This is a genomic window from Acinetobacter sp. MYb191 (assembly GCF_037572605.1).
Lineage (GTDB): Bacteria > Pseudomonadota > Gammaproteobacteria > Pseudomonadales > Moraxellaceae > Acinetobacter > Acinetobacter johnsonii.
This window is the reverse complement of the sequence record NZ_JBBGZP010000013.1, coordinates 309,117-333,082: the sequence shown is the minus strand read 5'-3', so window position 1 is coordinate 333,082 and position 23,966 is coordinate 309,117. Positions and strand designations below refer to the sequence as shown.

The 23,966-nt window shown below is 41.7% G+C and carries 22 protein-coding genes and 2 pseudogenes; 13 read left to right on the top strand and 11 right to left on the bottom strand.

Features of this window, described 5'->3' with window-relative positions; genetic code table 11:
* Window positions 1-186: 186 nt before the first annotated feature.
* Genes WH214_RS08505 through WH214_RS08495 form a run of 3 tightly spaced genes read left to right on the top strand, consistent with a single transcriptional unit; the run spans window position 187 to window position 3,676 of the window.
* Window positions 187-1,197: a TAXI family TRAP transporter solute-binding subunit gene (locus WH214_RS08505; protein ID WP_339421461.1), complete on the top strand. Its 1,011-nt coding sequence runs from the start codon at window positions 187-189 to the stop codon at window positions 1,195-1,197.
* Complete coding sequence (locus WH214_RS08500; RefSeq protein ID WP_339421462.1) at window positions 1,194-1,667, top strand: DUF1850 domain-containing protein; 474 nt, start codon at window positions 1,194-1,196, stop codon at window positions 1,665-1,667. The genes WH214_RS08505 and WH214_RS08500 overlap by 4 nt, the downstream gene beginning before the upstream one ends.
* A complete protein-coding gene (locus tag WH214_RS08495; RefSeq protein ID WP_339421463.1) occupies window positions 1,664-3,676 on the top strand; it encodes a TRAP transporter permease in 2,013 nt (670 codons plus the stop codon). Before WH214_RS08500 ends, WH214_RS08495 begins: the two co-directional genes overlap by 4 nt.
* Window positions 3,677-3,729: 53 nt before the next feature.
* Here the strand turns inward: WH214_RS08495 and apbC are convergent, their stop codons facing one another.
* Window positions 3,730-5,007: an iron-sulfur cluster carrier protein ApbC gene (apbC, locus tag WH214_RS08490; RefSeq protein WP_339421464.1), complete on the bottom strand. Its 1,278-nt coding sequence runs from the start codon at window positions 5,005-5,007 to the stop codon at window positions 3,730-3,732.
* 316 nt (window positions 5,008-5,323) lie between these two features.
* Here apbC and WH214_RS08485 point away from each other — a divergent pair, with 316 nt between their 5' ends.
* Window positions 5,324-5,653: a hypothetical protein gene (locus tag WH214_RS08485; RefSeq protein WP_004694526.1), complete on the top strand. Its 330-nt coding sequence runs from the start codon at window positions 5,324-5,326 to the stop codon at window positions 5,651-5,653.
* A 44-nt stretch (window positions 5,654-5,697) separates the two neighbouring features.
* Here WH214_RS08485 and WH214_RS08480 read toward each other — a convergent pair.
* Both WH214_RS08480 and WH214_RS08475 read right to left on the bottom strand, forming a co-directional pair.
* Window positions 5,698-6,162 (bottom strand): annotated as a pseudogene (locus tag WH214_RS08480) (hypothetical protein).
* Window positions 6,163-6,311: 149 nt separating this feature from the next.
* Window positions 6,312-7,112, bottom strand: a complete 801-nt coding sequence (locus WH214_RS08475) for a hypothetical protein (RefSeq protein WP_339421466.1) — start codon at window positions 7,110-7,112, stop codon at window positions 6,312-6,314.
* Window positions 7,113-7,462: 350 nt separating this feature from the next.
* On the opposite strand from WH214_RS08475, the pseudogene metG reads away from it, so the two are divergent.
* Window positions 7,463-9,523, top strand: a pseudogene (gene metG / locus WH214_RS08470) (methionine--tRNA ligase).
* Between the two features lie 50 nt (window positions 9,524-9,573).
* On the opposite strand, the gene WH214_RS08465 reads toward metG, so the two are convergent.
* Window positions 9,574-10,377 carry a Shedu anti-phage system protein SduA domain-containing protein gene (locus tag WH214_RS08465; RefSeq protein ID WP_195728766.1) on the bottom strand — a complete coding sequence of 268 codons (804 nt, stop codon included), beginning with the start codon at window positions 10,375-10,377 and terminating at the stop codon, window positions 9,574-9,576.
* 199 nt (window positions 10,378-10,576) lie between these two features.
* Here WH214_RS08465 and WH214_RS08460 point away from each other — a divergent pair, with 199 nt between their 5' ends.
* Complete coding sequence (locus tag WH214_RS08460; RefSeq protein ID WP_151837189.1) at window positions 10,577-11,545, top strand: MBL fold metallo-hydrolase; 969 nt, start codon at window positions 10,577-10,579, stop codon at window positions 11,543-11,545.
* A 105-nt stretch (window positions 11,546-11,650) separates the two neighbouring features.
* On the opposite strand, the gene WH214_RS08455 is transcribed toward WH214_RS08460, so the two are convergent.
* From WH214_RS08455 to WH214_RS08440, 4 genes are all read right to left on the bottom strand, one after another.
* On the bottom strand, window positions 11,651-12,331 hold the full coding sequence (locus WH214_RS08455; RefSeq protein ID WP_151837190.1) for a DUF799 domain-containing protein: 681 nt from the start codon (window positions 12,329-12,331) through the stop codon (window positions 11,651-11,653).
* A complete protein-coding gene (locus WH214_RS08450) occupies window positions 12,328-12,705 on the bottom strand; it encodes a DUF4810 domain-containing protein (RefSeq protein WP_339421468.1) in 378 nt (125 codons plus the stop codon). The genes WH214_RS08455 and WH214_RS08450 overlap by 4 nt, the downstream gene beginning before the upstream one ends.
* A 13-nt stretch (window positions 12,706-12,718) precedes the next feature.
* Window positions 12,719-13,390, bottom strand: coding sequence for a CsgG/HfaB family protein (locus WH214_RS08445; RefSeq protein WP_339421469.1), 672 nt, complete (start codon window positions 13,388-13,390; stop codon window positions 12,719-12,721).
* 110 nt (window positions 13,391-13,500) lie between these two features.
* On the bottom strand, window positions 13,501-14,124 hold the full coding sequence (locus WH214_RS08440) for a LysE family translocator (RefSeq protein WP_005399945.1): 624 nt from the start codon (window positions 14,122-14,124) through the stop codon (window positions 13,501-13,503).
* A 446-nt stretch (window positions 14,125-14,570) separates the two neighbouring features.
* Here WH214_RS08440 and WH214_RS08435 point away from each other — a divergent pair, with 446 nt between their 5' ends.
* Together WH214_RS08435 and WH214_RS08430 are read left to right on the top strand one after the other, a co-directional pair.
* Window positions 14,571-16,190 carry an oleate hydratase gene (locus WH214_RS08435; protein WP_234965482.1) on the top strand — a complete coding sequence of 540 codons (1,620 nt, stop codon included), beginning with the start codon at window positions 14,571-14,573 and terminating at the stop codon, window positions 16,188-16,190.
* Between the two features lie 471 nt (window positions 16,191-16,661).
* On the top strand, window positions 16,662-17,117 hold the full coding sequence (locus WH214_RS08430; protein ID WP_336955396.1) for a DIP1984 family protein: 456 nt from the start codon (window positions 16,662-16,664) through the stop codon (window positions 17,115-17,117).
* Between the two features lie 207 nt (window positions 17,118-17,324).
* Here the strand turns inward: WH214_RS08430 and WH214_RS08425 are convergent, their stop codons facing one another.
* Window positions 17,325-17,528, bottom strand: a complete 204-nt coding sequence (locus tag WH214_RS08425) for an NF038215 family lipoprotein (RefSeq protein WP_087010409.1) — start codon at window positions 17,526-17,528, stop codon at window positions 17,325-17,327.
* Between the two features lie 278 nt (window positions 17,529-17,806).
* Between WH214_RS08425 and WH214_RS08420 the strand changes: the two genes are divergently transcribed.
* The 5 genes from WH214_RS08420 to WH214_RS08400 all read left to right on the top strand — a co-directional run bounded on the left by WH214_RS08420 (window position 17,807) and on the right by WH214_RS08400 (window position 23,406).
* Window positions 17,807-18,355 carry a TetR/AcrR family transcriptional regulator gene (locus WH214_RS08420; RefSeq protein WP_336955397.1) on the top strand — a complete coding sequence of 183 codons (549 nt, stop codon included), beginning with the start codon at window positions 17,807-17,809 and terminating at the stop codon, window positions 18,353-18,355.
* An 11-nt stretch (window positions 18,356-18,366) separates the two neighbouring features.
* Window positions 18,367-20,016, top strand: coding sequence for an MFS transporter (locus WH214_RS08415; protein WP_339421470.1), 1,650 nt, complete (start codon window positions 18,367-18,369; stop codon window positions 20,014-20,016).
* A 32-nt stretch (window positions 20,017-20,048) separates the two neighbouring features.
* A complete protein-coding gene (locus tag WH214_RS08410; RefSeq protein ID WP_339421471.1) occupies window positions 20,049-21,209 on the top strand; it encodes an HlyD family secretion protein in 1,161 nt (386 codons plus the stop codon).
* 63 nt (window positions 21,210-21,272) lie between these two features.
* On the top strand, window positions 21,273-22,142 hold the full coding sequence (locus tag WH214_RS08405; RefSeq protein WP_339421472.1) for a 1-aminocyclopropane-1-carboxylate deaminase/D-cysteine desulfhydrase: 870 nt from the start codon (window positions 21,273-21,275) through the stop codon (window positions 22,140-22,142).
* A 64-nt stretch (window positions 22,143-22,206) separates the two neighbouring features.
* Complete coding sequence (locus tag WH214_RS08400; RefSeq protein ID WP_339421473.1) at window positions 22,207-23,406, top strand: NAD(P)/FAD-dependent oxidoreductase; 1,200 nt, start codon at window positions 22,207-22,209, stop codon at window positions 23,404-23,406.
* A gap of 22 nt (window positions 23,407-23,428) precedes the next feature.
* Here WH214_RS08400 and WH214_RS08395 read toward each other — a convergent pair whose 3' ends face one another.
* Together WH214_RS08395 and WH214_RS08390 are read right to left on the bottom strand one after the other, a co-directional pair.
* Window positions 23,429-23,581, bottom strand: a complete 153-nt coding sequence (locus WH214_RS08395) for a hypothetical protein (protein ID WP_004981224.1) — start codon at window positions 23,579-23,581, stop codon at window positions 23,429-23,431.
* A 166-nt stretch (window positions 23,582-23,747) separates the two neighbouring features.
* Window positions 23,748-23,939, bottom strand: a complete 192-nt coding sequence (locus WH214_RS08390) for a hypothetical protein (RefSeq protein WP_339421474.1) — start codon at window positions 23,937-23,939, stop codon at window positions 23,748-23,750.
* Window positions 23,940-23,966: the final 27 nt, after the last annotated feature.

The following is a 23,966-nucleotide window of genomic DNA, read 5'->3' as shown; positions in this document are numbered from 1 at the left end:
TCTTTTTTCAAATCAATGATTTTATAAATCAAATAGACATAACTAATGAAAAAAAACTATTCAAATGATTTTTAATCAGTTACTTTTTAAAACATGCGTATTTTTATTCATCAATCTGATCACGCAAAGTCAAGGATAAAAGAGCCAAGTGAATGGCTTTGAAGATAATAAAACGAGGAAAAGTATATGAAAAAATGGACTCAACTCACGCTACTTTCAATTGCACTTGCAGGTCTAGGAGCATGCTCAAGTGACAATAAAACCGCAACTTCAGGCGATGCTCAAACCGAAACCAGTGCACAAGCATCCGACAAACTCCAAAGTAAATTTGTCAACATAGCGACAGGTGGTGCATCTGGCCCATATAACGTGATTGGCACCAGTTTAGCTGAAATTTATAATAAAACCTACGGTGTAAATTCAAAAACCCAAACCACAGGCGCATCGGTAGAAAATCTTAACTTACTCAAACAGAAAAAAGTCGAAATGGCTTTTGTCATGAGTGATAGCTTAACCGAGGCGCTGAATGGCACAGGCAGTTTTGCCAGTGGGAAAATTGAGAATGTCCAACAAATTGCAGCACTCTATCCCAACTATGTGCAAATTGTGGCGTCAAAAAAATCAGGCATTAAAAAGCTTGAAGACTTAAAAGGTAAGCGTATTGCCGTCGGTGCCCAAAACTCAGGGGTTGAAGTTAATGCGCGCACCCTCTTAAATGGTTTTGGTATTACTTACAATGACGTGAAGGTCGACTATCTAGGCTATGCAGAAGCCGCGGATGCTTTAAAGGGTGGAAAAATTGATGCTGCATTCTTAACCAGTGGTATCCCCAACTCATCCTTGATGGAACTGCAACAAGGTTTCGATTTACAACTGGTCGGGATCGATCCTGAGAAAGTGAAACAAATCGCCAAGAACCAAACCTATTTCCTATCTCTGAATATTCCGAAAGGCACTTATGGCAATGCAGAAGATATTCCAACTGCGGCCATTATGAATGCTTTAGTGGTACGTTCCGATCTTTCTGAAGATGATGTCTACAAACTGACCAAAACCTTCTTTGATAGTTTAGGACAGTTGGCTAACTCACATCAGGCAGCGACAGAAATTAATCTGGAAACGGCCCAAAAAGGCGTGGTTGCTCCGCTACACCTTGGGGCTAAGCGTTATTACGACGAACTCGCAGCGAAAAAATGAAGCTGAAAAAAAGTGCAGTGTTTACTGCACTTTTTCTACTCGGTTTATGCGGGCTGTTGTTGTTACCTGTTCGCTATAGCGAAGTAACTGTTGCTCAAATGCAGTGCCGAATTTCAACAGCACAATTTAGTTTGCAGTGGAAACATTCAGTTGAAAAAACTCGTTGGATTGAAAACTATCAACGGGAGCAACAGCACTTTATATTGCACTACACTGACCTAATTTCTTTCGGTGCAGGTACACCGAATGACTATCCCATCATCTTTCAAAAAGACGGTATGGTCAGAATGAAAGTTAATCGGCGAATTGATCAAATCAACTGGATCATTTCCAAGAATATGCAAGGCAGTATCATTATTCACCAGAGCGTCTGGCCCATTTTTCAACAATATCCAGATTACACCTTGGTGCAAATTACAGCACAACAACAGCCCTTGTGGAAAGCATGGCAGATCGGAGAATGCCGATGACTCAAAATGAAGAAAAAGTTGCCCCTGAACAATTAGATGAGCAACAACAACAAGCCATTTTAGAAAAATTTGATCGTGAGTCAGTGACTCGTTCCCCAAGCAACAAATCTGTGGCATGGTTCATAGCGGCGATTGCTATTTTCTATTCCTTATTTCATTTATTTATTACCTTTAATCCACTACCCGAACTGATTCAACGTTCCGCCCATGTCGCTATTGGTTTGGTTTTGATCTTTCTACTTTATCCTGCGCGTCAGTCCAGTTCACGACAAAGCATCCCTTGGTTGGATTGGTTACTTGCTTTAGCCTCTTTAGCAACCTTTTTATACCTTTGGAAAGAATATCAAGCCATTATGACCACACGTGGTGGTATTCCAAACACATTAGATATTGTTTTTGCCATTTTAGCCGTGGTGCTGGTGGTTGAAGGTGCTCGGCGGGTCATGGGATGGATGCTGCCTATTTTAGGTTTAGTCTTTCTGTCTTACCCGTTTTTTAGCCACTATGACTGGGTCCCTGATCGTTTATTGACGCGTCCATATAGTATTAGTGATATTTTCGGGCAAATGTATTTAAAAACCGAAGGTCTTTATTCTTCCGCAATCGGTGCTTCAGTCACTTTCATTTTTCTGTTTATTTTGTTTGGTGCTTTTCTGGCGAAATCAGGCATGGGAAAACTGTTTAATGATCTTGCGATGGCACTTGCGGGACATAAACAAGGTGGCCCTGCAAAAGTTGCCGTCATTTCCAGTGGATTTATGGGCAGCATTAATGGCACAGCGGTGGCCAATGTCGTAGGTACTGGTTCATTTACCATTCCCCTGATGAAAAAAATTGGCTACCACAAAAATTTTGCAGGCGCTGTTGAAGCCAGTGCCTCGGTGGGTGGACAAATTTTACCGCCTGTGATGGGAGCCAGTGCCTTCATTATGGCTGAAACCACGGGTGTAAGTTATGGCACCATTGCCCTTGCAGCCACTCTTCCGGCTTTGCTCTACTATTTGGGTGTAATGGCACAAGTTCATTTCCGTGCTGGTAAAGACAATTTAAAAGGTGTCCCGAAAGCGGATTTGCCACGGGTTAAAGATGTCCTAAAGGAACGAGGGCACTTGCTTATTCCGATTGTGGCCTTGGTGTTTTTCCTCTTTCAATCCATCCCTGTCAGTTATGCCGCGGTCTATACCATTGTCTTAACTGTGGTCGTGGCGAGTTTCCGAAAATCGACCCGTATGGGCTTCAAAGAAATATTAGAAGCGCTCGCCGATGGTGCAAAACAATCCCTTTCAGTCATGGCAGCCTGTGCTGTGGTGGGGATTATTATTGGTGTGGTGAGCCTGACCAGCTTTGGCTCTGTCATGACCTCCTCGATTATGAGCATCGGTGCAGGCAGCCTATTTTTAACGCTGTTCTTTACCATGATTGCATCGATGATTTTAGGTATGGGACTTCCTTCGATTCCAGCCTATATCATTACCGCGACTATGGCTGCACCCGCTTTGGCAAACTTTGATATTCCCACGCTAGTGGCGCATATGTTTGTGTTCTACTTTGGTCTGTTTGCCAATATTACCCCCCCTGTCGCCTTAGCCGCCTTTGCAGGTGCGGGAATCGCAGGGGGCGACCCAATGCGCACGGGCTTCCAAGCCTTGAAGCTTTCTTTAGCGGGTTTCATTGTCCCGTTCCTGTTCGTCTATAACCCTGCCATGCTGATGATTGATATGGCCAATGTCGCAGTCAATGCACGTGAGTTTGCTTTTCCTGCCTGGACAACTATTGTGAGTATTGTCTTTACCTCAGTGGTTGGGATTTTGGCACTGGGGGCAGCAGTTGAAGGTTACTTTAAAGTTGGTTTGAACTGGTTCTGGCGAATTTTCTTAGGTGCAGGTGCTTTATGTATGATTATCCCTGAAACTGTGACTGATATTATCGGGATTGTGATGGTGGTGATCGCCATCAGCATTAATATTATGCAAGCCAAAAAACAAAATCAGTCCTATTCACTCTCCTAAAAAAGAAACAAAAAAAAGCCCAACTTAATGTGTTGGGCTTTTTTATGGCTCATTTAGAAAATACGAGTCTGATCTTTTTCAGCCTGAGGCAGTGCGGCTGCAATTTTTTCAGCAATCTGCATATAGCTATCTGCTGCACTGTCTTCCACTAAAACAGAAGGCTTGCCCGCATCCGCATTTTCACGGATTTGTACATTTAAAGGTAGACGTCCCAACAGCGGAATAGCATATTGCTCAGACAGTTTATCACCGCCGCCCGTACCAAAAATTTGCTCTTCAAATCCACAATTTGAGCAAATATGGGTCGACATATTTTCCACAACACCCATAACTGGAATATGTACGCGGTTAAATAACTCAATGCCTTTAGTCGCATCCATAAGTGCCACATTTTGCGGGGTGGTTACAATCACCGCACCTGTCACAGGAATACGCTGCGCAAGCGTCAACTGAATATCACCTGTGCCCGGTGGCATATCAATCATCAATACATCTAAGTCAGGCCATAAGGTTTGATTGAACAGTTGCATCAACGCACCTGTCGCTTTCGGCCCACGCCAAGCCACAGGAGTATTGTGATCACCTGTTAAATGCCCAATCGATAACACTGCCAAACCATAGGCATCTAAGGGTACAAAATTTTCCGCTTCAATCATCGGCGTTTTGCCCGCATTGCCCAACATGGTCGGAATACTTGGACCATAAATGTCCGCATCTAAGACCCCAACTTTTAAGCCGAGCTTTTGCAAAGCAAGTGCAAGGTTTACCGTGGTGGTGGATTTGCCCACGCCCCCCTTGCCTGAGGACACCAAAATCACATTTTGAATACGCGGATGCTTCGGCACATCACGTTGTTGTGGCGCTGCTTTTTGAATAGGTGGATTGTTTGGATCAGTTTCAACGGGTTGTGCAGCAACTTGGGCTGCTGAGTCTGAAGCATCAATCACTGGGGGCAAATTGCTTTTTGGTGCAGCCTCTTTTGCTTGGCTTGAACAGCTCTCACCTTCGGCATGCTGATGCCCACAGCCACCTGACTTTTCTTTATGCCCCGTTTTTTGCTGAATCACATGCATGTTTAATTCTTTGATACCACATGCTTCAAGCGCAACCGCCAAATCATCATGAATCTGTTGTAAATCATCGGCTTCGGCAGGAAAAGTATTGATGGTAATTTGCAGAATATTGCCCTGCACATTCACTTGAGTAATTCGGTCTTTCAACGCCTGGTTTGAATTGGGCAAAATATAGTTTTGCAGTACTGTTTGGATTTCTTCTTCCTTTACCTCCTGCGCAGGAGAAAAAACTGATTTAAGAGAAGAAAGCCACGACATATATGTACTCCAAATTCGAGTATTCAGCTGAATGCTATAGTTTAACCACAAAACGAACTTAGGTTAAGTTCAGTATTTATGGATTATGCCATGAAATTTAGTATTCCTAGCTTTTTAGTTGGTTTTATACGCTGAATATCGAAGGACAAAGCTTAGCTGTTTAAGCTAACTGAAAAAATAAAATCGGTGAATTGGATCAAATTTGAACGTAAAGAATTGTAAGTACAATCCAATCTCCCTAATTAAGGTGATGTTATTGCATAGCAAAATATCTATATTCTGTTGTTCTATCTTTACGCGATTTGGGGAGAAAAAAATGAAACTTTGGGCCGTGGTTGTATTGGCTTGCACAATATCTAGCTTTAGTTTTGCAGACACCTCAACCAACTCATTTAAAACCCCTGCGGGTCAAACGGTGACTATCGGTGATCAAGTTCAAGACATGCAGAAAAAAATAGATTTATCGCCGATTTCTATGTCCTCTACCCCAATCAGCAGTGCGCCGAATAGCCCACTTGAGACGGTATATGTATATGAAATTGCGAACTATCGTTACACCATTCGCACCGTGAACAATCAAATTCAGAGCATCATGTGGTTTAACTTAGACGCAGACCCTGCACTGAGTACACAGTCTACGCCGTAATATAGCCAACATCGAAAAGATCGGCATTCGCCGTTTCAGACGGATTAAGCTTGGTCGTCTTTTTTAAACTTTTGCAGTGTTTCTGTGGCTTTCTTTTTCAACTCGTCAAACTTTTCAGTGGCTTGCACCTTAAATTATTCCAGTTTAATTTCGGCCTCATGCTTTAACTCAGTGGCTTTAAGTTTCGCCTCATCTAGTTTATGCCCTGCTTCAACTTTAAAATGATCCAATTTCTCCTGCGCGACTTGTTTCGCATGCTCGGCTTTGGCTTGTGCAGACTCCAACTTTTGCTCAAAAGCTGCATCACCTTCGGCTTTACTTTCTGCTACGTTCTGCTTTAAGTCGGTCAACTGCTTTTCAGCATCAAGCTTGGCTTCAGTAGCCTGATGTTTGACATCTTCCAGCACTTTCTCGCCTTCGAGTTTTGCCTCTTGAGCTTTCAACTTTAATTCTTCGCCCAACTCAGTCGCTTTGGTTTTTAAATCATCGAGTTTATTGTCATTCGTCATGTCACGGCCCTCTTTCGTATTTAAAATTTTGCTTAACTCAGAGTTATACCTTGCTTTTTAAGTGCTGACGTCATTTGCATCATTTGGAAACAATAGCTGTACAGGATGCATCAATTTAAACGCCATCCTGTACCACTCAACGGAAGAGACTAACGCTTTACGGTACTGATAAAGCTAATAACTGCAAACAGCCAAATAAACAGAATGAAACTGCGTGCTTGAGTGAAATGGGTCACGTCCGCACCGTGTACCATATTATGACGGCTGGCGGTGACACTTGAACTTGCATCCATTTTCAATGCTTCAAGGCTCAGGAAATACGGATTGATTTCACTGGCAATTTTAACTTTATGCCATAGGCTTTTGACTTCATGGCCTTTCAAACCCGGCACGATTTTATACACATCGACAAACTTAGTTTGATTTTGCTGTAAATAACCATGCTCAATTAGCGCATCCGTCAAAATCCCTTCAATTTGACCATAAAGAACCGTAATACAACCGGCATAACACTGCTGTTGATACAGTTTTAAAGTTTCTTCAATCACGCTGCGGCGCTGGACTTGGAATGCTCCCAAATCCATCGCGTCGTAAGCGTCAAGCAAAGTTGTTTGGAAATAGTCTGTTTGGATTAAATTAGGCAACTGAAACTTAGTCATATCCGCTTCTTTTTCATGGGCCATTTGCCAGAAAAACAACAGATTGAGCACGTCATTGGCCATTGGTTCATCACTTTCATACTCAAGCTGATCGGCCATGACTGCAAAGTACGGGTCTTCAGACTCGAGCTGACGGAGCGACTCGACCAATTGTGCATGTTGGCGACTGCCCATTGAAGCAAGGTATTGTTCAGCTTGTTGTAAAAGTCGATTGCCCAGTAGTTTGGTCGCTTGTGGATTTTGCGGAATTCGGGTCACGGGTTGGTCGAAATCAAAATCATCATCGATCATGGACGGCATACTCTTAAAAACGGGCTGAATGCACGTATTATCGCTGTTAATGGCGCATGAATATAGCGAAAATACGCATTAGTTTTAAGTTCCATCATTTGAATTTTGAGCAATCCATTCAATCTTTCATTAAAAGATGAACAAGCTGTTTTATGCCGTTTTAGAAAAGGCATTTCCCATGATTTTTTCAGTATCTGGCTCAAATTAGCGATTGATGCTCAATCTAGCAATCAATTCCTATGGGCTTTAGTCTCATTTGAAAACTTTTCACCGATTCACTTGTGCAAGTCGCGGCTATCTAAGGTAAAATCGTTGACCTTATATAAAATACGAATGAGAGAGTCATATCCGTGCGTAATATTTTAGTCACTAACGCCCTACCATACGCCAATGGCCCCATCCATATGGGACACTTACTCGGTTATATCCAAGCAGATATTTGGGTTCGTGCCATGCGTGCAATGGGACACGATGTGACTTATGTATGTGCGGATGATGCTCACGGTACAGCTATCATGCTACGTGCCGAAGCCAATGGTATTTCACCTGAAGATCAAATTGCCAATGTGCAAAAAGAACACATCCGTGATTTTGACGGTTTTGGCGTGCATTTCGATCATTATGATTCAACGCATAGTGATGAAAACCGCGCGCGCGCTTCTGAAATTTATGTAAAAAACCGTGAAGCAGGCAATATTGCCATCCGTCCTGTCAACCAGCTTTTTGACCCTGAAAAAGGCATGTTCTTATCGGATCGTTTCATTAAAGGCACGTGCCCGAAATGTAAATCGGAAGATCAATATGGCGATGCGTGCGAAGTCTGCGGTACAACATACAATGCGACTGAGCTTTTAAACCCGAAATCAACTTTAAGTGGTGCAACGCCTGTTGAGAAATCGTCAGATCATTACTTCTTTAAACTGCCGAATTTCTCAGAATATTTACAAAAATGGACGCGTGACCAAGGTCGCCTACCAGTTTCAATTGCCAACAAACTGGATGAATGGTTTGAAGCGGGTTTATCTGATTGGGATATTTCACGTGATGCACCGTATTTCGGTTTTGAAATTCCAGATGCACCAAACAAATATTTCTATGTTTGGGTAGATGCGCCAATTGGTTATATGTCGAGTTTTGAAAACTACATTAAAGCGAAACGTCCTGATTTAAATTTTGACGACTTTTGGAAGAAAGACTCTGACAAAGAAGTCTATCACTTCATTGGTAAAGACATCGTTTACTTCCACGCGCTGTTCTGGCCTGCAATGCTTGAAGGTGCAAACTACCGTACGCCATCAGGTTTATTCGTCAATGGTTTCTTGACGGTGAACGGTCAGAAGATGTCGAAGTCTCGCGGTACATTCATCAAAGCTGAAACCTATTTAGAGCACTTAAACCCTGAATATTTACGTTACTACTTCGCGTCTAAACTGTCAGATAAAGTTGAAGACTCTGATCTGAACTTGGATGATTTCGTTCAGAAAGTAAACTCTGATCTAGTTGGTAAAGTGGTCAACATTGCCAGCCGTTGTGCAAAATTCATCAACACCAAGTTTGATAATAAATTATCAGCAACTTGTGCAGAGCCTGAATTGGTACAAAGCTTTATCGATGCAGGCGATTCAATTGCGAAAGCCTATGAAGCACGTGAGTTCTCTGCTGCGATTCGTGAAATTATGGCGCTTGCAGATAAAGCCAACCAATATATTGATGAGAAAAAACCTTGGGCTTTAGCGAAAGTTGAGGGAGAAGAACAGCAAGTACATGATGTATGTTCGGTCGGGATTAACCTGTTCCGTCAATTGGCTGTGTACTTGGCACCCGTACTTCCAACCTTAGCGGCTCAAGTTCAAGATTTCTTAAAACTAGACCGCTTTGACTTTGCTTCTGCTCAAACGGCATTGGTCGATCATGAAATTGCATTGTTCCAACCTTTAATGCAACGTGTAGACCCGAAAGCAGTTGCGGCAATGGTCGATGCATCTAAAGACTCTTTAGCTGCTGCGGCTGAACCTTTAAAAGTGTAAAAGAAAAAAGAAAAGAACGCTGCACCTGACAAAGTTGAGCCTAAAGTAGGTGAAGCAGAGATCATTGGCATTGAAGACTTTATGAAAGTTGACCTACGTGTCGCTGAAGTTTTAGAAGCTGCAACGGTAGAAGGCTCTGACAAACTTCTGCAACTGACTTTAAATGTTGGCGAAGCTGAACCGCGCAATGTATTCAGTGGTATTCGTGAGTTTTACCAACCAGAAGACCTTAAAGGCAAATTGGTGGTGATGGTGGCGAACCTTGCACCACGTAAAATGCGTTTTGGTATTTCTAACGGTATGGTTTTAGCTGCGGGCAATGGCGAAGGTGTTTGGGTGATTTCACCTGAATCTGGCGCTAAAGCTGGTGATAAGGTTTCTTAAAGATTAAAAAGTGAACTAGTAAAAAATCCGCTTACCTAAGCGGATTTTTATTAGTAAGTTAAATAATTTGAAATTATCAATTCATCACAGGCATCCATAAGATTATCATAATGAATAAAATGAATATTTTTATTTCTAAACTCTCTTACTAATCTATATGTTCGATCATTAAAATCATTTCTTTTACCCGCTACGACTACATAATGTATTCTTGTTCGATCAAAGTTACAGAATTCATTAGGTAATGATTCGTTTGGTTTAATTTTTCGCAAAAAAAACTCTTTTAATGAACTAAAATTTTTTTCCAACCAAATTTCCCAATCTTTTATCTGTGATTCACCTTTTCTTAAAACTAAACCAAAGTCTCCATTTCTAGTTGTTATCTGCCCACTCAATGCTTCAAATTCTACAAATACAAAATGCCAACCATGAGAATTCCGTCCAAGTAATAAATAATCAGCTTTGTATGAAGTTCCAAGTGGAAATTCTGAAAATATATGAGCTTCATGATGCCCAAAGTTAAACAATTCTTTCATTATCGAGCCGACTATAAAATTATGTTCAGTCGAAGAATTTATAAAATTTAGAATTTCTCTTTCTTTTGTGCAGGAGTCCATAACAAATGAATTAAATTTATAAAAAATATCCCATAATTTGTCTTTATTTTGCAATTCGACGATATCTAAATAATTATTTGGAAATAATGACTCATAATATCTTAAAAATTTAGGGTATTCCCAAAACAAAGATCTTGTTATTTTTACATCACTTTCTGTTACAGAAATAATCTCTCTTTTTTTATAATCATCTCTTATCAACATCTGCTCTGAATCTAAAACTCTATAATCAATCATGTTTTAATATAATTTAAATTTTAGAAAATTATAGCCTTATTTTATTAATAAAAGAATAATTAAAAGTGGTTTTAGTAAGAGTAATTCGATTCAGTACCTGAAGGTAATATGAGTTTTACTAAAGCATTTCTTTACTTTAAATCTAAAAAAATTCATGCTAAAAAATAGACAATTCAACAAATTTTGTGAAACTTTATAAATGAATAAGTTACTTGCTTCCGCTTTAATTATCTCTAGTATCAGCAGTGTTTCAGCCTTCGCTCTTTCCCCACCCGCCCCAATCTCGCAACAAAAACAAGTTTCAGGCTATTACCAATATCAAGCAGGTGATGTACAAATCACTGCCCTGCTCGATGGCACCAATTTCATGTCGCCTAAACTCTTTCAAAACATTCCAGAAAAAGATGTGCATGAAATATTAAAGAAATACGCTGCCGACCAAGCCAAAGGCGTTCAAACCTCTGTCAATGCCTTCCTTGTGAATACAGGTCATTCTCTGGTTTTAGTGGATAGCGGCGCTGCGAGCTGTTTTGGCGCACATTTGGGTTCAGTGTTAAGCAATTTAAAAGAATCAGGCTATCAACCAGAGCAAGTCGATACCATCTTACTGACGCACCTACACCCAGACCATGTGTGTGGTATTAGCCAAAATGGCGTGGCAAACTTTCCCAATGCAACGGTTTATGTCTCGAACGATGAAGCGAACTATTGGCTAAACCCGAAACAAGTCGACAAACTCCCGAAAGATAAGCAAGCAGGCTACTTAGGAACTGTTGAAAAAATTAAACAAGCGATTGCACCCTATCAAGCCAAAAACCGCTTCAAAACGTATCAACTGGGCGATCAAGTTCAAGGCTTTAAAGTGATTAATACCGCGGGGCATACACCTGGACATTTTAGCTATGAGCTGAAAACCAAGGATGAAACGGTGGTCTTTATTGGTGACATTGTGCATTCACATACTGTGCAATTCGACAAGCCAGAAACCGCTATTGATTATGACATCGACCCGAAAAAAGCAGTGCAAACACGCTTAAAACAATTTGCGGAATATGCAAAAGGCGGGCAAACCATTGCAGCACCACACTTGCCATTCCCTGCTATTGGACATATCTATTCGGCAGATGGGAAAAGCTATCAATGGATTCCTGTGCATTTTAAGGATTAATTTATACGAAAATTAACTCTTCTTTTGGCTGAGAGTTAAAAGACTCTTCATCCAAATAGAAGCTTGTTAAATCATAAAAATCCCCTCATTTGAGGGGATTATTTTTTACTGCTGCGGACTCATCGAATTTTGTACAAAATGCGGAGAGCGAGGTCCATATAGCAACCCTTTTTGCTGCATCAACTGCGGAGCATACAACTGCGTACTCACACTGTTAGACAGCACATAGGCTTTGTCCGATAGGTGATTGGAAATTTGGTCAATCAAAGCACCCACTAACATCCCGACCAGACCGGCGTTGCTATTATTATTGGCTTGTTGGATTTTTTCCTGACCTTCCCATAATAATGCTCCGGTTTTTAAATCCACCAATTTCGCCTCTACCGCAACGGTCGAAACGGATTGAATCACCTGATACTTAGAACCATATTCTTTAACTTTGACATACAGTGCGGCATCCGCTCCAAAAATTTCATTGAGTTTCTGAATTGGAATTTGCTGCGCATCATAGCCATTGGTTACGCCGTTTTCTTTAAATAGCGTATCGACCACAGAAATAGGAAACACATAATAGCCCGCTTCTGCTACAGGTAAAGTCACGGTAGACCAATACCCATAAGTTGCCCGTGTATCGGGTGACTCATTTACAGGCGGCAACACCAAAATGGATTTTGGCATATTGGCATGATATGCAGATAAGTCACGTTTACTTTTAGGTGTCGTAGCACAACCTGTGAAGAGTGTCACAGCAAGGCCAAGTACGCATAGTTTTTTGAAATGTTTCACTTCACACTCCCTGCGGCAGACTGGGCTGTCATTTTTTTCAAAAGACGATCCATTAATACTGCCGACTCTGGGTAGGTTTGACGTTCAAGTTCAAAATACTGAACAGCACGTGGCCCATTATTGATATTTAAATTCAACAAACCCAAATGTGCATACAAGCCCGGAGGCACTGCTGCATTTTTGGCTTTGGCTTTTTCAATATCTTTTTCAAGTTTACCAATCTGTTCTTGTGGAGAAGTCTTTTCTGGCAGACTCAACATCAAATAAGTTTGCTGCGGGTATTCACCCCAGCTATATAACGATTTTGGCGCTGAAACACAGCCCACCATAGTCATGGTGCAGATCGCACCTAAAACCAATACGATTTTTTTCATTGATTCAAACCAATTACTGCGCAGACCACTTATTGGTTTGAATATCCAACACCAAATTATTAACCGCTTCACGCACAGCCAAATCTAAAACTTTACCGTTTAAAGTTGAATCATAAGAAGCGGTAGAACCAAAACCTAAGATTTCACGTTCACTGAGTGCATACTCACCTGCACCTTGCACAGAGTGAACAATTTCTGCTGTTTTTACATCGACAATATTTAAGTTCACTTTGGCATAAGCAATTTGGGTTTTACCACGGCCCAATATGCCAAATAGCTGGTGATCACCAACTTCTTTACGGCCAAATTCAGACACGTCGCCCGTTAATACATAACGTGCGCCTTTGATGGCTTGAGAAGATTTGGTAAAACCTGCTTCTTGTTGTAATTCAGCAAGGTTGTCACGGTTTAGGACAGAGAAATAGCCCGATTGCTGTAAATGCGTTTCTAAAATAGTTTTCGCTTGACCACCTAAACGGTCAACATTGTCTGAAAAAATGCCACGCATGTAGCTTGAGCGGTTGTCAAATTTTCCTACAGAAACAGGCGTTTTAGTGCCAGCGTATTTAACGGTCGCCACTGCCGCTGTTACTTGCGGTGATTGAATTGTTTTTGACGTTTCTGTTGTTGAACATGCAGATAATGCGAAGCCACTCAAAACGGCCAAAAATATAGATTTATTCAAAATTTATCCCTCAAATCTTTAATTTAAAAATCATTAAAAAATCAAAGGGATTATAACCATTTAGCTTTTAGTTACCTATACAAAATCCAGTTTTGTTGTTGTAAACCTTATCACTTCATGCCAAAAATAAGTTTCAAACCCAACACCGTCATCACCGCCCCTGCTGCGCGGTCAAATACGGCTTTAAACTTCAAATACACACGGCGCGGCTTTTCAGCAGACAATGCCACTGCAACCAACGAACACCAACCCGCATCAATAAAGAAACATAGAATAGGTAGTACAAAATAGTAATAAGTTGGGATTTCTTTGGGTAAAAGTGCAGTAAAAATACTGGCTAGAACAATCGCAATTTTAGGGTTGGACAGCTGGGTAATTAAGCCAGTCATAAAGGCACGGCGTAAAGTCATTGCTTTTGAGCTGGAATGATCTGCCTCAATTGGCTCTTTGGCGTGTTTAATAATTTTAAACGCGAGCCAAAGCAAATAGATCCCACCACAAATTTTTAAGGCCAAATACGCTGACGGCACTGCCAACAAAAAGGCTTGTAAGCCAAGTACAGCCAACAGACCAAAAACAGCTGCGCCTGTTCCAGTCCCCAGTGCGGTAAATAGGCCATGCTTTCGAGAAATCGCTATCGAATTTTTTGCTACATAAATCGACGTGGGTCCAGGGCTCATTGCGCCTAACATTAATGCAAAGGCAATCGAGCCCAAAATCCAAAATGATTCCAAGAGTGACCTCTAAATTGAGAGAATTTATCAGCTGCGATTTTACGCTAAACAAAGTTTTTACGATATTCACTTTATCAGTTATTTTTCACATTTATATCGTGATCAAGCCACAGCATGTACGTCCATTATATTTTTTAATGATAAATAAAAAGCCTATTTTTAAGGAAATTTGGCATAGGGCATAGTGAAAACAACTATAGAGCAATTACTCAACAATAAACTGCAACATCAGTTATTTAGATCATATTCAATTTTAATAAAAAGACAAATGTGTATTAAAAATAGCCATCATGTACTTATTTTTGATTACAAAATATAATGGGGGGATTGCTTCCCTTTTCATACATTTTTCAGTATATAAAAAGACTTACTATTTATAAGGTTTTATTTCTAAAAACTACATTTTTTAACTTCATAATTTTTAACATCATAATTAAAGGTGAACCATGCAAAATAAGAAGCGCACCCCATTAGACGCGCAACAGTCCCATCTTTGGATCATTGGTGGTGGTATCGCAGGTATGGCTGCTGCTGCATTTGCGATCCGTGATGCCAAAGTCCCTGCCAAAAATATCCATATTTTAGAAGAATTCGATATTTCAGGTGGCTCGATGGATGGCGGACATACACCGCATGCCGCGCAAGCTTGGGTAACACGTGGTGGGCGAATGCTGACCGATGAAACTTATTTATGCCTATGGGACTTATTTTCCAGTATTCCATCCTTGGAAAATCAAGACATTTCAGTTCGTGAAGAATGTCGTGAGTTTAATGAAAAAGTGAAAACCCACGCCAATGCACGTTTAATTGATGCCGAACATGTCATTGCGGATGCTGCAAAGCTTGGTCTGAATACACTACATCGCGCACAGATGCTGCGCTTACTGGCTTCAAAAGAAGAAAAAATTGGCAGTCGCCGTATTGATGAGTTTTTTGATGAAGCCTTTTTTGAAACCAATTTCTGGCGCATGTGGCGCACAACTTTCGCTTTTCAAAAATGGCACAGTGCAGCCGAGTTAAGACGTTATTTCTTGCGTTTTATTCAAGAATTGCCACGCATTCATACATTAGCAGGTGTGAAACGTACTAAGTACAACCAATATGATTCAATGATCCTGCCCTTACAGCGTTGGTTAATCGCACAAGGGGTCGATGTGCGTTTTGGACACTATGTCACAGATGCGGACTTCATTACCAATACTGAAACTCAAGAGCGCCATGCGTCGCGATTATATGTACAACTGCCTGAAGGCTCAGAGCAAATTAATCTAAAAGCCAATGATCTAGCTATTTTCACTTTAGGTTCCATTACCGCGGACTCACGTTATGGTGGTAATCATGACGTGCCTGCCCTCATTCGTAATCGAGAAGATCATGGCTGGACGCTTTGGGAAACTCTGGCCCAAAAAGCCCCAGACTTTGGTCGTCCAATGACTTTTTATGGCAATGTCGATGAACATAAGTGGGAGTCTTTCACCCTGACCATGAAAGATGACGTGCTGCTTAAACGCATTGTTGACTATACGGGGAATGAACCAGGCACAGGCGCACTGATGACTTGGTATGAGTCGGGTTGGCATTTATCCATTGTGGTCCCTGCGCAGCCACACTTTGCCGACTTACCTGAAGGCCTGTATACCTTATGGGGCTATGGTTTCCAAATTGACCATATGGGCGATTACATCAAGAAACCAATGTCCGAAGCCACAGGGCAAGAAATCCTAACAGAACTGATTAAACAACTCGGTTTTAACGACATTTTAGATCATGTTTTGGCAACCACCAATGTAACCACTGCCATGATGCCATATGCCTCTGCCCTATTCGCCTGCCGTAAACCGGGGGATCGTCCACAGGTAATTCCACAAGGCTCACAAAACTTTGCCTTCCTTGGACAGTTTGTGGAAATTGAAGACGATGTGGTCTTTACTGTGGAATATTCAGTTCGTGGAGCGATGCTTGCCATTTATGAATTCTTTGGGGTCGAACGTGAAATCCCTGAAATTTACAACGGTCTGCTTGATCCCAAAGTCGGTTTGAAAGCTTTGGAAACCGTGTTCCACTAAGCTTTTAATAATAGTGATAAGAACACGTTTATATCGCTACTATTACATAGTTTAATTTAAGCAACGTTTGGATACGCGAGTGTGGCAGGGATGCCACACGTTATCCATCATAATAGGGATGTTATGTATGGATAACAAAGGCTTTTGCTTACTTTTGGCCTATCAAAAGTAAGGGTATTGCCTACACAAACACCTTTTGTACTTTATTGAAATGTTGAGGCCGTGTACGCACCTAATTTTAAATTGGATAAAAAGCAAAATTAGATAAAACTTTATACCTCATTAGTAAATAAATTGACTAATCAACATAGGAAAAACATCTCCACGTTTTAAATAACACTCCGAAACTGACTAAGTGCTTTTCTATCGTTTTCTCATGATTTTAGATTTCATAAAAATTACAAAACTCACTTGAAGCTTTGACTGCACAGATGCAGCATAAGACTCATCTAAAACTTTAAAAATAAACCTATGAAACTAGCAGAAGCACTTTTATTGCGTAGTGACTTACAAACCAAACTCGCTTCTTTACAACAACGCATCAACAATAATGTGCTAATCCAAGAAGGCGATGAACTGAGTGAAGACCCCAATGCGCTGATTGGTGAGGCCTTTAGTGTGAATACAGAGTTACATCATCTGATTGAAAAAATTCATACGACCAATGCTCAAGCTAAAACCAGCACGGGCCAATCGATGCTCAGTGTTTTAAACACACGTGATTTGCTCACACAGCAGCATCGCATTATTCAACAAGCCATCGACAGCTCACGACGTGAAAATGGTCGTTATAGTTCGAGTGAAATTCGCTGGGTTAAAACCATTGCGGTTGGAGACTTGCAAAAACAAGCCGATGCAATTAGCCAGCAACTCAGGCAAAATAACTTAGAGATTCAGGCTTCAAATTGGCAAATCGAACTTATTTAGCCAATTTGAGCCACAACAGTTTGGGCATATTGGGCGAGTACAAGGCCTTTTATACGTTTGTAAGGCTTTAATTCAACAAACGTTTGCAGGAAGTAAGACGTCTACTTCACATTTTTACAAATCTGACGTAGCACAATGCATCTTTTATACTGCACATCGCACCTTGCACCACCATGTACTGACAATATGCCTCCCTATTTTCACCTATTAGTACGCATCAGCCTGTGTAGACGTTTTCTGATTAAAAGCCATTTCTTGTGATGGTAGTTTATAGTCACGATCATGCACAGGAACACCACCAATAATCATGGTACGAGCCTCAGTTCTAGGCTGATTCAAATCCTTTTTTGCATCACACGCGGTCAGTTGAGTGAGCAATAAAACCAATACTAGGGTAGATAAGGTTTTCATCATATCCCCTCATTTATCATTATTGTGCTTTCAGCATAGCACTTTTATTTTTCCAATCCTATCGACTTTGTTACAACTCTTATCCATCTACATAATGGTTCTCTGCGTATTTTCTTTATTAAAAGAAATATCAATCATTCATAGATAAAACAATAACATGAATGATTTAGATTAGAAAAACACAAAGTAATTTACAAAATCTTACAGGATTGAATATTTACATCGGACACTTTTGTCCGTTAAATAATAGCACTTCCAAATTAAATGAAATAATCACTATGACCAGTCGTCAACAGCGTGCTGCACAAAACCGTGAAGAATTACTGGAAGCCGCAGTTCAGGTTTTTCGCACACACGGGATCAATGCACCCTTACAGCAGGTAATTGATGCAGCCAATGTCGGGCGGGCGACGTTTTATCGTAATTTTGATGACCGTCGTGCCTTGGTGATTGCACTCATGGAACAAGCGTTGGAACGTCTTGCAGTTCGTGCAGAAGCATTTTCTCAGTATGACGATGGTTTTATTCGTTTAATTGAAAACCATGTCTATAACTTACCGTATTTAACCGCACTGATGGAATATTGGCGGGTGATTGAGCGTGATGATCCTGTCATGGTCGATATCTACGCGCGCCGCGATGTGATTTTACAGCCTTTGATTGATCAAGCCATTCGGCACGGCATATGTCGCCCTGATTTGACCACCCAAGATTACGCCATGATTACGGCCATTTTAAGGACTTCATTTCAAGGGCTGACCGATATAGAGCAACAACAACTCGCACAACGTGCGATTGAGCTCTTACTCAATGGCATTCGGGCATAAAGGTCACACTCATGACACAGCCGCCGCGTTTACTCGAACCTGCACCAAACTGGACAGCCGAAGAAAAGCCAACCCTGCCCGGCTCTCCTGCCGTGATTGCGCACTCCACGCCTAAGCGCTTCATATATTTTTTTATTGGTTTGTTTGTCGCACTGTCTGCCAGTCTCAGTAACGGTTTTATTACCGCAAATTTACCCTTAATTCAGGGTGAATATGGACTAACACCCTCTGAGGTAGCATGGATCCCCGCAGCTTATGTGATGGCCAATGTCAGTGCTAACCTGATTCTGTTTAAAGCTCGCCAGCAATACGGTCTGCGTCTATTTTCTGAAATTGGCTTACTGCTTTTTATTGTGGTTTTGGTTTTACACGTCTTTGTGCATACCTTTGAAATGGCCGTACTGGTGCGTTTCATTAGCGGCATGGTTGCCGCACCGCTCAGCTCCTTAGGCATGTATTACATTATGCAAGCCTTTAAGCGGGAAAATTTTGGTCACAGTATTTATTTGGCTTTAGGCTTTCAGCAGCTCGGTATTCCTTTGGCATGGATCATTTCTCCCTATCTTATTGACGTCAATAACTGGAATGTCCTGTATACCTTTGAAATTGGTTTAGCCCTGTGCTGTTTCGCAATGGTGGTGTCTCTTAAGCTCCCCCGTAGTTTAAGAATTGCTGTTTTTGAAAAGCAAGACTTCTTCACCTTTGCACTGCTTGCGCCCGGTTTTGCCTTTTTGTGTATTGTGCTGACCCAAGGGCCTATCTTATGGTGGTTTGAAGTGAAATGGTTAGCCTATTTGCTCATTGCAGGGTTCAGCCTAATTGTCATTGGTTTGGTCTACGAGCATTATCGGGTCAATCCACTGATTATGACGCGTTGGCTGGGGACTTCGTCCACGCTTCGTTTTATCATCGGTGCCTTTGCAATTCGCTTCTTAATGTCGGAGCAAAGTTATGCTGCCGTGAGTTTTCTCAAAACTATGGGCATGGGCCCCGATCAATTTGTTCCGCTCTATGTGGTGATCTTTTTAGGCATTGTGTCTGGCACCTTATTTAGTGCCATCACTTTTTCACGTGAACGGATTATTTGGCACTTACTATTAGCAGAAGCTTTGGTCTTGATTGCTTGCGGGCTGGATTTTCACCTTACCAGTGATATTCGCCCTTCCAACTTTTACGGCAGTCAGTTTTTGGTGGGCTTTGCCAGTGGTGTGTTTATTGGCCCACTCTTAATCACGGGTATCTTAAGCGCCATGCAAAAAGGCCCCACCCATATTGTCACGTTTATTGTTTTATTTTCAGCGACTCAAACATTTGGTGGCTTAGTCGGTTCATCGTTTTACTCCTCCTATCAACAAGTCCGAACCCAAAACTATCGTGCTGAGATGATTCAACAGCTACCCGAAACCAATCCATTGATTGCACAGCGCCTTTTAGCGTATCAACAAAGTTCGCATAGTTACACGCTCGATCAGCAGTTAGAGCAACAACAAGCCTTAAAAAATTTAAATCAAGTGGTGACTCGAGAGGCTCAAGTACGTGCCTATAACGATGTGATTAGTTTCAATGGTGTCGTGGCCATGCTGCTGTTGCTGTGGGGGACATTCCTGATCGCGCGGAATCAATATCAACTGCGGCAACAAGCGAAAATCGGTCCTGCCTAATGCCATTGCTCCCTATTTATTGAGAAATTGTTATGTCTGAAGATCAAAAACCAATAGCTCCCGCTGAAACAACTGCAACTTCTGAAGATGCCTCTCAGCCTGAACAGCCCGTGACAGCAACAACACCGATTACACCGCCTTCAAGTAAACTGATTCCAACAGCAAAACGGACCTTGATTTTGATGTTTTTAGTACTGATCATCGGTATTGGCATCATCTTGTGGGCATGGAAAATTGGGCCATTTGACAGTGCCGTTGAGTCCACTGACAACAGCTATGTCAAAGGCAAAACCACGGTGCTTTCTTCGCAAATTAATGGCTATGTCAAAGATGTATTGGTCAGTGATTTTGATCACGTCAAAAAAGGACAGGTGTTGATGCATATTGATGCCACGACTTATGACCAAAAAGTCACTCAAGCAGAAGCTGGGGTGGATCAAGCGCAGAATAACCTCTCCAATCAAAGCCAAAATATTGCACAGCGTAAAGCCGATATTGTGGCGGCAGAAGCCAGAGTCGAACAAGCGCGTGCAGCGTACCAACTGTCATTGGCACAACAGCAACGCTATCAACAGTTAGGCGACTCTGGTGCAGCATCTAAATCGGAACAAGACAAAGCCTTTGCCGATACCCAAAATAATTTAGCATTACTACAACAAGTACAGGCCAATGTATTGGTGGCAAAAGAAGCGCTCAAAACAGCACAAGTGGCTGAAACAGGACTTAAAGCACAAGTGACCAATGCCGCGGCCCAACTGGATCAAGCAAAAACCACCAAAAACTACAGCAGCATTATCGCCCCGATGGATGGGCAACTGGGTGAAGTCAATCCACGTGTGGGACAATATGTGGCAGCAGGCACACAGTTGCTCTATCTGATTCCGCAGCAAACGTGGGTCACAGCAAACTTTAAAGAAACTCAAATTGCCAACATGAAAATTGGGCAAAAAGCATGGTTCACGGTGGATGCCCTCAATCATCAGAAATTTACAGGTCATGTCGAGCAAATTTCCCCAGCAGCGGGCTCAGAGTTCAGTGTGCTTAAAGCTGATAATGCTACGGGTAACTTTACCAAAGTGGTGCAACGCATTGCGGTACGGATTGCAATTGATCCGAATCAGACAGGAATTGAAAACCTACGCCCAGGCATGTCCGTGATTAGTTCGGTCGATACGCATGCAGCAAAGGATTAATACTGTAAAAAAAATGCCATTTTTCACTTACACTAAGCACTTAACCTGATGGATAAAAGTCCTATGTTTGAACAGATTGCACAGTCCATTCCCTATCAGCACATCAGCATTGACGGGATCAATATCAGCATCAAACGTTTAGACTTGGTCCATCCACATATTTCAGGCAATAAATTTTTTAAACTGAAATACAATTTGCTAGCGGCGCAGCAACAAGGCTATAAAAAACTGCTGACTTTTGGCGGTGCCTATTCCAATCATATTGCCGCAACAGCTTATGCAGCACAGTTGTTTGGATTTGAGAGTCTGGGCATTATTCGGGGCGAAGAACTGGCCAGTAAACCCCTGAATGCAACCTTAAATACCGCACAGCAATTCGGCATGCAGTTGCAGTTTGTGACGCGAGAAGCCTATCGGCAAAAGCAAAGCCCAACCTACTTAGCACAGTTACAACACGATTATCCTGATTATTATGTGATTCCTGAAGGGGGAACCAACCCTCTTGCGATTCAAGGCTGCACAGAAATTCTCTCTGATGCGGATCGAGAAAATTTCGATCTGATTTGTTGTGCCGTGGGAACGGGTGGCACCATTGCGGGTCTGATTGAAGCCAGTCATCCACAGCAGCACGTTTTGGGCTTCTCCGCACTCAAAGGCGATTTCCTCAATACAGAAGTCAAGCAACTCACCCAAAAACGGAATTGGCAAATTACCGACCAATATTGCTGTGGTGGTTATGCCAAAACTAGTGCTGAGCTATTGCAGTTTATCCGTGCTTTTGAGCAGCAATATGACATTCCACTGGAACAAATTTACACAGGCAAAATGCTGTTGGGCTTAACCGATTTAATTCAACAAGGTACATTCCCCAAAGATCATCGTATTTTGGTGATTCATTCAGGTGGGTTGCAAGGTCGTTTAGCCGCGCTTTAGATAGTCCTGAAAAAGCAAAAAAGATGGTCTATAATGCCCTGCTTTATTCTCCCGTGAGTGTGTCATGTCCGCAAATCAATATGATGTCTTAGTTTTAGGTGCAGGTGCATCTGGCTTAATGACAGCCTATATGGCAGCTCAACGCGGACGTAAAGTGGTGGTGGTAGAAAAAGCCAATAAAGTCGGCAAAAAAATTCTCATGTCGGGTGGGGGTAAATGTAACTTTACCAACCTCTATGTCGAGCCAAGCAACTTTATTTCACATAATCCGCACTTTGTAATTTCAGCCCTCACTCGTTATACCAATTGGGACTTTATTGGGATGGTTTGTGAGTATGGTATTGAATATGAAGAGCGTAAACACGGTCAGCTCTTCACCCTAAAAGGTGCCAAAGAAATTTTAGCCATGCTATTGAGCGAGTGTGAAAAAACAGGTTTGGTCGATATTAAAACCAACTGTGAAGTGAAAGCCATCACAGCACTCGATGAGCAGGCTTTTCAAATTGCCACGACACTAGGGTATTTTGAAGCCGAATCTGTGGTCGTTGCATCGGGTGGTTTATCTATTCCGACCTTAGGCGGCTCAGGAATTGGCTATGAAATTGCAAAGCAATTTGGTCATCATGTTTACCCAACTCGCGCAGGTTTGGTGCCTTTTACCTTTTCAGATAGCTTTAAAGAAGTGACCACACGCTTAAGTGGCAACGCGGTCGATGCGACTTTATTGAATGACTTAAACGCTTTCACCGAAGCCCTTTTATTTACGCATCGTGGGCTCAGTGGGCCAAGCTCGCTACAACTGTCGAATTATTGGGATGTGGGACAAAGCTTCAAAATTGACTTCTTGCCAAGTGTGGATTTGCACGACTACTTAAAAGCCAAGAAGCACAGTCAACCCAAAGCCCTGCTGCGTACTTTACTGGGTGAACATTTTCCTAAAAGTGTGGTGGTTGAACTGCAAAACCTCATTTGGCCTGAACTGGCTGAAACAGCGATTGGCCAACTGTCAGATGAGAAACTGGAGCACATTGCAACGCGCTTGCATGCGTTTGAAGTCAAACCATCAGGAACCGAAGGCTACCGTACTGCTGAGGTGACTTTAGGTGGCGTAGACACCACTGAAGTTTCATCGAAAACCATGGAAAGTAAAAAGCAAAAAGGCTTGTACTTTGTCGGTGAAATACTGGATGTTACAGGACATTTGGGAGGATTTAACTTCCAATGGGCATGGTCATCTGCGCATGCTGCATCAGAATATGTTTAAGCCATGTGCTTAAAACTATAAATTATTCCAAATAGTCCGTGCGTAGCAGTACGCACTGCTTTTGCTTCTGCTGACGGGCAAGTGCTAAGTCCATTTTCGCAATGGCAATATGGACATGGCTCGGCTGGATCACTGAACGTTTCGTCATCAAAGTTTTTTTTAATATTTGCATCATCTGTTTTTCCTTTTTAAACTGCAATTTATAAAAATAAATTGTGAAATGTCCATGCCGCTATAATAAAAGTATAGGCATGTAAGTATTTCTAATTTATGAAATATCCATATTCCACATGCATCAAACATACCAAATTAAATTTCATTCCACACTATAGACTTTTGTATTATTTTTCATCAGATTCATCCGCATCACGGCCTTCAGTTGCCGCAGTCGGTATTCTTTCAACATTGGTCTGCGTTGTCTCACTGGTCTTAGGTTTTGCAAATACAAATTTATAAGCACTTATAAAAAATCCAACCGTAATACCCGCGATGATGATTGGGGCAAAATATTTATTTGGGGCCTTTTTTGACATCGGTTTACTCCAAAAAAACACCAACCG

Bases quoted from the DNA above. Each gene is read 5' to 3' on its own strand.
- WH214_RS08425 (WP_087010409.1), bottom strand. From the start codon at position 17,528: ATGAAAACCTTATCTACCCTAGTATTGGTTTTATTGCTCACTCAACTG.
- WH214_RS08400 (WP_339421473.1), top strand. From the start codon at position 22,207: ATGTCCGCAAATCAATATGATGTCTTAGTTTTAGGTGCAGGTGCATCT.
- WH214_RS08420 (WP_336955397.1), top strand. From the start codon at position 17,807: ATGACCAGTCGTCAACAGCGTGCTGCACAAAACCGTGAAGAATTACTG.
- WH214_RS08430 (WP_336955396.1), top strand. From the start codon at position 16,662: ATGAAACTAGCAGAAGCACTTTTATTGCGTAGTGACTTACAAACCAAA.
- WH214_RS08390 (WP_339421474.1), bottom strand. From the start codon at position 23,939: ATGTCAAAAAAGGCCCCAAATAAATATTTTGCCCCAATCATCATCGCG.
- apbC (WP_339421464.1), bottom strand. From the start codon at position 5,007: ATGTCGTGGCTTTCTTCTCTTAAATCAGTTTTTTCTCCTGCGCAGGAG.
- WH214_RS08475 (WP_339421466.1), bottom strand. From the start codon at position 7,112: ATGATCGATGATGATTTTGATTTCGACCAACCCGTGACCCGAATTCCG.
- WH214_RS08495 (WP_339421463.1), top strand. From the start codon at position 1,664: ATGACTCAAAATGAAGAAAAAGTTGCCCCTGAACAATTAGATGAGCAA.
- WH214_RS08415 (WP_339421470.1), top strand. From the start codon at position 18,367: ATGACACAGCCGCCGCGTTTACTCGAACCTGCACCAAACTGGACAGCC.
- WH214_RS08505 (WP_339421461.1), top strand. From the start codon at position 187: ATGAAAAAATGGACTCAACTCACGCTACTTTCAATTGCACTTGCAGGT.
- WH214_RS08410 (WP_339421471.1), top strand. From the start codon at position 20,049: ATGTCTGAAGATCAAAAACCAATAGCTCCCGCTGAAACAACTGCAACT.
- WH214_RS08435 (WP_234965482.1), top strand. From the start codon at position 14,571: ATGCAAAATAAGAAGCGCACCCCATTAGACGCGCAACAGTCCCATCTT.
- WH214_RS08395 (WP_004981224.1), bottom strand. From the start codon at position 23,581: ATGATGCAAATATTAAAAAAAACTTTGATGACGAAACGTTCAGTGATC.
- WH214_RS08405 (WP_339421472.1), top strand. From the start codon at position 21,273: ATGTTTGAACAGATTGCACAGTCCATTCCCTATCAGCACATCAGCATT.
- WH214_RS08450 (WP_339421468.1), bottom strand. From the start codon at position 12,705: ATGAAAAAAATCGTATTGGTTTTAGGTGCGATCTGCACCATGACTATG.
- WH214_RS08460 (WP_151837189.1), top strand. From the start codon at position 10,577: ATGAATAAGTTACTTGCTTCCGCTTTAATTATCTCTAGTATCAGCAGT.
- WH214_RS08485 (WP_004694526.1), top strand. From the start codon at position 5,324: ATGAAACTTTGGGCCGTGGTTGTATTGGCTTGCACAATATCTAGCTTT.
- WH214_RS08500 (WP_339421462.1), top strand. From the start codon at position 1,194: ATGAAGCTGAAAAAAAGTGCAGTGTTTACTGCACTTTTTCTACTCGGT.
- WH214_RS08465 (WP_195728766.1), bottom strand. From the start codon at position 10,377: ATGATTGATTATAGAGTTTTAGATTCAGAGCAGATGTTGATAAGAGAT.